Source organism: Nocardia cerradoensis NBRC 101014, assembly GCF_000308535.1.
In the GTDB taxonomy this organism is placed as follows: domain Bacteria; phylum Actinomycetota; class Actinomycetes; order Mycobacteriales; family Mycobacteriaceae; genus Nocardia; species Nocardia cerradoensis.
The window spans coordinates 1-6,062 of the sequence record NZ_BAFW01000324.1 but is presented as its reverse complement, the minus strand read 5'-3'; the positions used below and the strand labels follow the sequence as shown (position 1 = coordinate 6,062).

Here is a 6,062-nt window from a genome sequence, read left to right as displayed (position 1 = left end):
GTTTGGAGCGGTCCACCACTTCCTGCACGGTGAAATCGGTGGTGCCCTTTTCGGTGATGATGGCCTGGGCCGCGTCGAGGAAGCGCTGTACTCGCTGTTCGGCACGCAATTTCGCGGTCCGGATCGAGCGCTCGACGGCGCGTTGCTTCCAGGCGGGCTCTTCGCTGGGGCTGCTCACGGTCGGCTCGGTCCTTGGTTATGTGTGCAGAACATGAATGCACTGTACCGGAGAATGTCATGTTCCCGGGCACCGAGGGCGCGTGTTCGGGAACGGCACGAGAGACTGTTACTTTCTGTTGTGGAGAATGCTATTCTCGCGTCGGTAGGCAGTCTAGTGGCCAGAGAGGCGGTCCGGAATGCTTTTGGAGTTCGACTCCGAACAAAGACTCTGGCGCGACACCGTGCGCGAGGCGGTCGGCAAACAGTGCCCGGCGTCGCTGATCCGCGAGATCGCGGACAAGGGTGGCGACCCGATGCCGTTGTGGCGCACCTACATCGAGCTGGGCTGGACCGAATTGACCGGCGACGCGGCCGCCGTCGAGCTGGCGATCGTCCTCGAGGAACTGGGCCGGGCCACCGATCCCACGCCGTATCTGGCCACGATGACCCAATTCGCCCCGCTGGCACCGGAATTCGCCGATCCGGCGGTGGCAGGCACGGCCGTGTACGACGGTGTGGACGCGGTCCTCGACGCCGACGGCTGGGTGCTCGACGGCACCGCCCATCATGTCCTCGACGGCGACCGCGCCGAACAGTTCGCGGTGGTGACCGAGGCGGGGGTGTTCGTGGTGCCGGCGGCCGAGGTGCAGGTGCGGCGCAGCGCGGTCTTCGATCCGGTGCTGCACATCGCCGAGGTGCGTTTCGACGGCGTGCGCGCCGGACACGATCGGCGCGGCACCGTCGATGTGGCGCGGGCACGCCAGTTCGCCGCCACCGGGATGGCTCTGACCGTCGTCGGCGCCTGCCGGCGGATCCTGGACCTGGTGCTGGACCATGTGCGCGCCCGCCATCAGTTCGGCGTGCCGATCGGCTCGCTGCAGGCGGTCAAACACAAGGCCGCCGATATGCATGTGGCGATCGAGCGGGCCCGGGCGCTGGCCTATTTCGCGGCGCTGACCATCGCCGAGGACGACCCACGCCGGGCGCTGGCGGCCTCGATGGCGAAGGCCGGCGCAGGGGAGTGCCAGAACCTGGTGTTCCGCAACGGGTTACAGCTGTTCGGAGCCATGGGTTTCACCTGGGAGAACGACCTGCAGTTCGCGCTCAAACGAGCCCAGGCCGGCGAGCTGATGCTCGGCGGCGCGGCCGAACACCGGGCGCTGATCGCCGAGGAGTGCCGTGCAACTGAGATTTGACGACGACGTCGAGGAGTTCCGGGCCGAATTCGTGGCCTTCCTCGACACCCATCTACCCGATGCGGCCACCGCGAGCCGGCGGCGGTCGCATTCCAGTGCCGACGTACCCGACTGGGCGCGCGACTGGCAGCGGCTGCAGTTCGATCACGGCTGGCTGCTGCCCGGCAATCCGCCCGAATTCGGCGGGCGCAATGCCACCATCCTGCAGCAGTACGTGCATCTGCAGGAGTTGTCGAACCGGCGCATCTATCACAGTTTCAATCCGCAGGGCGTCGGCATCGTCGCCGCCTCGCTGCTGTCGTTCGGCACCGAGGAGCAGAAAACCCGCTGGGCGAGAAGGATTCTGCGCGCGGAGATCACTGCCGCGCTCGGCATGAGCGAACCCGGCGCGGGATCGGATCTGGCCGGTCTGCGCACCCGGGCCGTGCGCGACGGTGACGAATTCGTCGTCGACGGGCAGAAGGTGTGGACCTCCGGCGCTCACGACGCCGATGTGCTGCTGACCTTCGTGCGCACCGATCCGGATGCGCCGAAACACAAGGGAATCAGCGTGCTGCTGATTCCCACTGACACCCCCGGCGTGACGCGACGACCGTTCGCCTCGGTCTGCGGTCCGCACGATCTGGATTTCAACGAGGTGTTCTTCGAAGGCGCGCGGGTGCCGGCGGAGAATCTGGTCGGCCCGCTGCATGGGGGGTGGGGCGTCGCCAACGGTTCGCTCGGACACGAACGCACACTGCTGTGGTTGTCCTACGTGGACCGGCTCGAGGAACTGGCCGCCGATTTCACCCCGGAGACGGTGCTCGATCGCGATCACTACGCCACGCTGATCATGGACAGCTACGCCCTGCGGCTGCTCGGTTCGGCGGCGCTGGCCCGCGCCGCGCGCGGAGAACAGGATGTGGCGGCGCTGTCGGTGCTGAAGGTCTTCGGCTCCGAGGCGGTGCAGACCGCCTCCGGACACGCCCTGCGCGCCCAGGGAGCCGGCGGCCTGATCCATCCGGCGCGGACCACGCCGTTCAACCCGCTGAATCTGGATGCCTTCGGCGCCAGCTGGTTCGAACGCTACACCCGCAGTTTCGCCGGGACGATCGCCGGCGGCACATCCGAAATTCAGCGCAACATCATCGCCGAGCGCGTGCTCGGCCTGCCCCGAGGCTGAGGAGTCGCCATGTCGTACATCGAATACGAGGTCGCCGACAAGATCGCGACCATCTCCCTCAACCGCCCGGAGGCCGCCAACGCCCAGAACGGCGAACTACTGGAAGAACTGGATGCCGCCTGGCAGAAGGCGGGCGCCGACGACGATGTCGCGGTGATCGTGTTGCGCGCCAACGGGAAACACTTCTCCGCCGGGCACGATCTCAAGGATCGATCGTGGCCGGATCCGTCGACGATCACCCTGGAACGCATCTACGCCATCGAATCGAGGAAGTACCTCGAATTCTCGCTGCGCTGGCGCAACATTCCGAAACCGTCCATCGCCGCGGTGCAGGGTCGCTGCATCGCGGGTGGTCTGCTGCTGTGCTGGCCGTGCGATCTGATCGTCGCCGCCGAGGACGCCCTGTTCTCCGATCCGGTGGTGATGATGGGGATCGGAGGCGTCGAATATCACGGGCACACTTGGGAACTCGGGCCGCGTAAGGCCAAGGAGATCCTGTTCACCGGGCGGGCGGTCACCGCACGCGAGGCCGAACAGATCGGCATGGTCAATACCGTCGTCCCGCGCGACCAACTGGACTCCCACACCCGGGCGCTGGCCGAACGCATCGCCGCGATGCCGCCGTTCGGTCTGCGCCAGGCCAAGCGCGCGGTCAATCAGACCCTCGATGTGCAGGGCTTCTACGCGGCCATCCAGTCGGTGTTCGACGTGCACCAGACCGGGCACGGCAATGCGCTCAGCGTCAACGGTTATCCGATTCTGGTGAACCTGGACGAGATGAAACAGAAGATCGAATGAAGGGCATATCCATGCGCAACAAGATGATTCGCGGTGCGGCGGGTCTGTGCGGCATCGCGGTGATCGCGGCGGCGACCGTCACCGGCTGTAGTGACGACAAGTCCGACAACGCCTCCTCCACCACCACGACGGCCGCCGCGGCGACCACCTCCGCCGCCGCGCCCGCCGCGGGATCGTCGGCGGCAGATCCGGCGACCACCAAGGCGGTCACCGACGCCTACGTGCTGTTCTTCGACGCCAAACAGCCCGCCGACAAACGCGCCGCCGCCGTGGAGAAGGGCGACGTGTTCGCGCCCGTGCTGGCCGCCCAGGCCGGCAACCCGCAGGCGCAGGGCACCTCCGCGACGGTCTCGAAGGTCACCACCGTCGACGCCGATCATGCCGACGTGACCTACACGCTGCTGATGGGCGGCAATCCGGTGCTGCCGGATCAGGCCGGGCAGGCCGTGCAGGAGAACGGGCAGTGGAAGGTCGCCGCCACCACCTTCTGCGCGCTGCTGAAGTTGCAGGGCGGCACCGCACCCGCCTGCTGATCGGTTGCTCCCGGCCCCCTGATCGACCCGCAGCGGCAGGGGGCACGCCGCCGTGGCCGGACCGGCTGGCACACTGCAAGGGTCCCGCCGATCACCGCGGGGCGATGCGAGCGCCGGCCGAACGCCGGCGCGCCAGGTGCGCCCGGTCGGCGTCGGTTCGCCGTCCGGCGGGAGAGTGAGAACCGAATATGGACGACCACGCGGTGGCCGCCGAGCTCGCCCGGGAAGCCGGTGAGCTCCTGCTCGAGATTCGTGACCAGGGCGGTGCGGTCGGGGACCGGCGTTCCGACGAACTGCTGCTGAAGCGGCTGGCGGAGTTGCGGCCCGACGACGCGGTTCTCTCGGAGGAGAGCACCGACGATCCGATTCGCCTGTCCCGCAGCCGGGTGTGGATCGTCGACCCGCTCGACGGCACCCGCGAATACGGGCAGCCCCCGCGAGCGGATTGGGCCGTGCACGTGGCGCTGGCGGTGGACGGCCGCGCCGAGATCGGTGCCGTCGCACTTCCGGTGCCCGGGTTGGTGCTGGAAACCGGTGCGCCGCCGGTACTCCCGCCCGCCCACGACGGCCCGCCGCGCATCGTCGTCTCCCGCAGCCGCCCACCCGCCTGCGTGCACTACCTCACCGCCGCACTCGGCGCCGACACCATCCCCATGGGGTCGGCCGGCGCCAAAGCCATGGCGGTCGTCCGGGGCGAAGCCGACATCTACGCTCACTCCGGCGGCCAATACGAATGGGACTCCTGCGCACCCGTCGCCGTAGCCGCCGCCGCGGGCCTGCACACCTCGCGCCTGGACGGCTCACCGCTGATCTACAACCAGCCCGACCCCTACCTCCCGGATCTGCTCATCTGCCGGCCGGAGCTGGCGGAGGAAGTCCTGGAAGCCTTGCGAGACTTCGGCATCTGAGCAGCGGCGGCCTTCGGCGTCGCGGTCTGTTCGCCGGCGCCGGCGCCGGCGTCACTGCCCGGTGCTCGCCGTCATTCATCCGCGCGCATCCGGGCCAGGTTCCAGCTGTTCCAGGTCTCGTCGTCGGGTCCGTGGATGAGCCGCTGCCGCAGGTCGAGGCGGATCGGTGCCGGGAGACGGTCGAGGACGGGGACGATATCGGCCGACAGCCCGGACAGATAGTCGACGTCGAGTTCTTCACCGCGCTGCCAGCGGTCGATGTTCTCCGACGCGACCAGCGCCTCGGGATTCGCGACGGCGAGCACCAGCAGCGCGGCCACCGCGGTCGCGAGGGTGGTGCGCGGCAGCCACGCCGTTTCCAGGCGCAGGACCGCGACGATCACCAGCAGGTAGACGACGCCGAGCCAGAGTTCACAGGTTCCGACCAGCAGACGCAGCACGGTGAATCCGTATGCCTGCTGATAGGTCCACATGCGGCCGAATGCGGAGGCGACGATCACCAGGGTGAGCCCGCTGATCGCGCAGAGCAGGCCGCGAAGCCAGATGCGGTCGCGTGCGGAATCCCTGGTGGCCCGGTGCAGTACGGGCAGGATGACGGCGAGCGTGAGCAGGGTGACCGCGGCCAGTTGCCAGAATCCGCTGCGCGCGTAATCGGCGTAGGTCAGACCGGCGGTGCGCTGCACATAGTCGTCGCCACCGAACAGGGCCACCAGCTGGGCGCCGAGGAACGACGCGAACAACACCGTCAGCGCCCCGACCGGCAGCGCCCATTCCAGTCGTGCCAGTGTGCGTTTCGCGGGTGCGCGTTGTGCCTCGGCAGGAGCCAGGGGACCGGCGAGCAGATACAACGCGCCCAGGGTTGCGGTACCGGCGAGCAGGAACAGCACGATCCATCGAGTGGTGGTGGCGGCGTCCATGCGCGGCACCAGCCCGGTGACGATGGCGGCGAAGGTGGCGTCGGCGCCCGCGAGCAGCGGCACGAACACCGCCAGGATCATCACCGTCGCGACCACCGACGCACCGAGCCGCCAGTGCCGTGCTCCGGTGCTGCCCTGCCGCCTGCCCTGCGCCGCGTACACCCAGGCCAGGGCGCCGGCCGAGGCCAGCGGGACCGCGATCGCGTCGTGGAACACTCCGCGCGCCGACGGCCGCCCTACCACCGCCAGCGACCCGCACACGGCCGCCGCGATCACGCAGAGCACGAACAACCACCCCGCGGCCCGGAACGTGCCCACCGCGAGCAGTGCGAGTGCGGCGGCCGCCCACCAGCGGCCGGGCCGGATCCGGCGCTCAGCGGGTGTATCCG

At 68.9% G+C, this 6,062-nt stretch carries 6 protein-coding genes; 5 read left to right on the top strand and 1 reads right to left on the bottom strand.

The features are described 5' to 3' along the window. Positions 1-356 precede the first annotated feature (356 nt). The 5 genes from ON23_RS28575 (at position 357) to ON23_RS28555 (ending at position 4,756) form a co-directional block, all read left to right on the top strand. Positions 357-1,355 carry an acyl-CoA dehydrogenase family protein gene (locus ON23_RS28575; protein WP_039782058.1) on the top strand — a complete coding sequence of 333 codons (999 nt, stop codon included), beginning with the start codon at positions 357-359 and terminating at the stop codon, positions 1,353-1,355. Further along, positions 1,339-2,517 (top strand): acyl-CoA dehydrogenase family protein, encoded by a 1,179-nt coding sequence (locus tag ON23_RS28570; RefSeq protein WP_039782057.1) that lies wholly within the window; start codon positions 1,339-1,341, stop codon positions 2,515-2,517. The genes ON23_RS28575 and ON23_RS28570 overlap by 17 nt, the downstream gene beginning before the upstream one ends. A 9-nt stretch (positions 2,518-2,526) precedes the next feature. Beyond that, positions 2,527-3,315 carry an enoyl-CoA hydratase gene (locus tag ON23_RS28565; RefSeq protein ID WP_039782056.1) on the top strand — a complete coding sequence of 263 codons (789 nt, stop codon included), beginning with the start codon at positions 2,527-2,529 and terminating at the stop codon, positions 3,313-3,315. After that, on the top strand, positions 3,312-3,848 hold the full coding sequence (locus ON23_RS28560) for an MTB12 C-terminal domain-containing protein (RefSeq protein ID WP_244969564.1): 537 nt from the start codon (positions 3,312-3,314) through the stop codon (positions 3,846-3,848). The genes ON23_RS28565 and ON23_RS28560 overlap by 4 nt, the downstream gene beginning before the upstream one ends. Before the next feature lie 188 nt (positions 3,849-4,036). Further along, a complete protein-coding gene (locus tag ON23_RS28555) occupies positions 4,037-4,756 on the top strand; it encodes a 3'(2'),5'-bisphosphate nucleotidase CysQ (protein ID WP_039782055.1) in 720 nt (239 codons plus the stop codon). A 71-nt stretch (positions 4,757-4,827) separates the two neighbouring features. On the opposite strand, the gene ON23_RS28550 is transcribed toward ON23_RS28555, so the two are convergent. Then, positions 4,828-6,062 (bottom strand): DUF4153 domain-containing protein (locus ON23_RS28550; RefSeq protein ID WP_306307149.1); only part of this gene is annotated, 1,235 nt, incomplete at its 5' end.

Excerpts from the sequence above, each read along its gene's own strand:
- ON23_RS28575 (WP_039782058.1), top strand. The coding sequence starts at position 357 with ATGCTTTTGGAGTTCGACTCCGAACAAAGACTCTGGCGCGACACCGTG.
- ON23_RS28565 (WP_039782056.1), top strand. The coding sequence starts at position 2,527 with ATGTCGTACATCGAATACGAGGTCGCCGACAAGATCGCGACCATCTCC.
- ON23_RS28560 (WP_244969564.1), top strand. The coding sequence starts at position 3,312 with ATGAAGGGCATATCCATGCGCAACAAGATGATTCGCGGTGCGGCGGGT.
- ON23_RS28555 (WP_039782055.1), top strand. The coding sequence starts at position 4,037 with ATGGACGACCACGCGGTGGCCGCCGAGCTCGCCCGGGAAGCCGGTGAG.